The organism is Lysobacter tyrosinilyticus (assembly GCF_054779815.1).
In genome coordinates this window covers 1-2,500 of record NZ_BAAGXN010000026.1, presented here as the reverse complement: position 1 = coordinate 2,500, position 2,500 = coordinate 1, and the positions used below count along the sequence as shown (strand labels likewise).

General features: G+C 54.5%; 2 rRNA genes (1 of these 2 cut by a window edge). Both read left to right on the top strand.

Features of this window, described 5'->3' with window-relative positions:
- Positions 1 to 2,264 (top strand): 23S ribosomal RNA (locus tag ACYVGK_RS17970) (it extends 601 nt beyond the left edge of the window).
- Positions 2,265 to 2,408: 144 nt separating this feature from the next.
- Positions 2,409 to 2,500 (top strand): 5S ribosomal RNA (rrf, locus tag ACYVGK_RS17965); the annotation flags it as partial.

Genomic DNA, 2,500 nt, shown 5'->3' with positions numbered 1-2,500 from the left:
GAGGCGAAGGGAAACCGAGTCTGATAAGGGCGCATAGTCGCGGGCAGTAGACCCGAAACCGGGTGATCTAGTCATGCCCAGGGTGAAGGTACCGTAACAGGTACTGGAGGCCCGAACCCACTCCCGTTGCAAAGGTAGGGGATGAGGTGTGATTAGGAGTGAAAAGCTAATCGAACCCGGAGATAGCTGGTTCTCCTCGAAAGCTATTTAGGTAGCGCCTCGCGTGAATCTTCTTGGGGGTAGAGCACTGTTATGGCTAGGGGGTCATTGCGACTTACCAAACCATGGCAAACTCCGAATACCAAGACAGACTGCGCGGGAGACACACGGCGGGTGCTAACGTTCGTCGTGAAAAGGGAAACAACCCAGACCCACAGCTAAGGTCCCAAATTCATCGCTAAGTGGAAAACGATGTGGAAAGGCACAGACAGCCAGGAGGTTGGCTTAGAAGCAGCCACCCTTTAAAGAAAGCGTAATAGCTCACTGGTCGAGTCGGTCTGCGCGGAAGATTTAACGGGGCTAAGCGATGAACCGAAGCTTGGGGTGCATAACTTTGTTATGCGCGGTAGAGGAGCGTTCCGTACGCCGTTGAAGGTGACTTGAGAAGGTTGCTGGAGGTATCGGAAGTGCGAATGCTGACATGAGTAACGATAATGCGGGTGAAAAACCCGCACGCCGAAAGCCCAAGGTTTCCTTGCGCAACGTTAATCGACGCAGGGTTAGTCGGTCCCTAAGGCGAGGCAGAAATGCGTAGTCGATGGGAAGCTGGTTAATATTCCAGCACCTCGCGTAAGTGCGATGGAGGGACGGAGAAGGTTAGGCAGGCCGGGCGTTGGTTGTCCCGGTGAGAGAGTTGAGGCGGTCCCCTTAGGCAAATCCGGGGGGGCAACGTTGAGACTAAGGACCGGCCCATTAGGGCTAGGCTGCCGATATCACGCTTCCAGGAAAAGCTCCTAAGCTTCAGCTTACGCAGACCGTACCGTAAACCGACACAGGTGGGCAGGATGAGAATTCTCAGGCGCTTGAGAGAACTTAGGTGAAGGAACTAGGCAAAATAGTACCGTAACTTCGGGAGAAGGTACGCCAACCATGGTTAATAGCTAAGGTTGGCCGCAGAAACCAGGCCGCTGCGACTGTTTATCAAAAACACAGCACTCTGCAAACACGAAAGTGGACGTATAGGGTGTGACGCCTGCCCGGTGCCGGAAGGTTAATTGATGGGGTCAGCCGCAAGGCGAAGCTCTTGATCGAAGCCCCGGTAAACGGCGGCCGTAACTATAACGGTCCTAAGGTAGCGAAATTCCTTGTCGGGTAAGTTCCGACCTGCACGAATGGCGTAACGACAGCGGCGCTGTCTCCACCTAAGACTCAGTGAAATTGAAATCGCTGTGAAGATGCAGCGTTCCCGCGGCAAGACGGAAAGACCCCGTGAACCTTTACTATAGCTTTACACTGAACGTTGAGTTCGTCTGTGTAGGATAGGTGGGAGCCTATGAAACCGAGGCGCTAGCTTCGGCGGAGGCAACCTTGAAATACCACCCTGATGTGCTTGACGTTCTAACCTAGGTCCGTAATCCGGATCGGGGACCGTGTATGGTGGGTAGTTTGACTGGGGCGGTCTCCTCCCAAAGAGTAACGGAGGAGCTCGAAGGTACGCTCAGCGCGGTCGGACATCGCGCACTGTGTGCAAAGGCATAAGCGTGCTTGACTGCAAGATCGACGGATCAAGCAGGTAGGAAACTAGGACTTAGTGATCCGGTGGTTCTGTATGGAAGGGCCATCGCTCAACGGATAAAAGGTACTCCGGGGATAACAGGCTGATACCGCCCAAGAGTTCATATCGACGGCGGTGTTTGGCACCTCGATGTCGGCTCATCACATCCTGGGGCTGTAGTCGGTCCCAAGGGTATGGCTGTTCGCCATTTAAAGTGGTACGCGAGCTGGGTTCAGAACGTCGTGAGACAGTTCGGTCCCTATCTGTCGTGGGCGTTGGAGATTTGAGAGGGGCTGCTCCTAGTACGAGAGGACCGGAGTGGACGAACCTCTGGTGTTCCGGTTGTCATGCCAATGGCACGGCCGGGTAGCTATGTTCGGAAGCGATAACCGCTGAAAGCATCTAAGCGGGAAGCGCGCCTCAAGATGAGATCTCCCGGGACACAAGTCCCCTAAAGGAACCATCAAGACTAGGTGGTTGATAGGCAGGGTGTGTAAGCACAGTAATGTGTTGAGCTAACCTGTACTAATGATCCGTGTGGCTTGACCATATAACCTCAAGTGGCCTTAGGCTTACGACGACGTCGTGACCTTCCAGGACCAACTCGCTACAATTCCTTATTCTTCGCCCGATCGGGATTTCCCGGTCGTGCAAAAGACGCAAGCAGGCGCTCTCGCGCCGCTTCACCAGCTTGCTCAGTGACAATAGCGTTGTGGCCCCACCCGTTCCCATCCCGAACACGGAAGTGAAACGCAACCGCGCCGATGGTAGTGTGCATCCGCATGC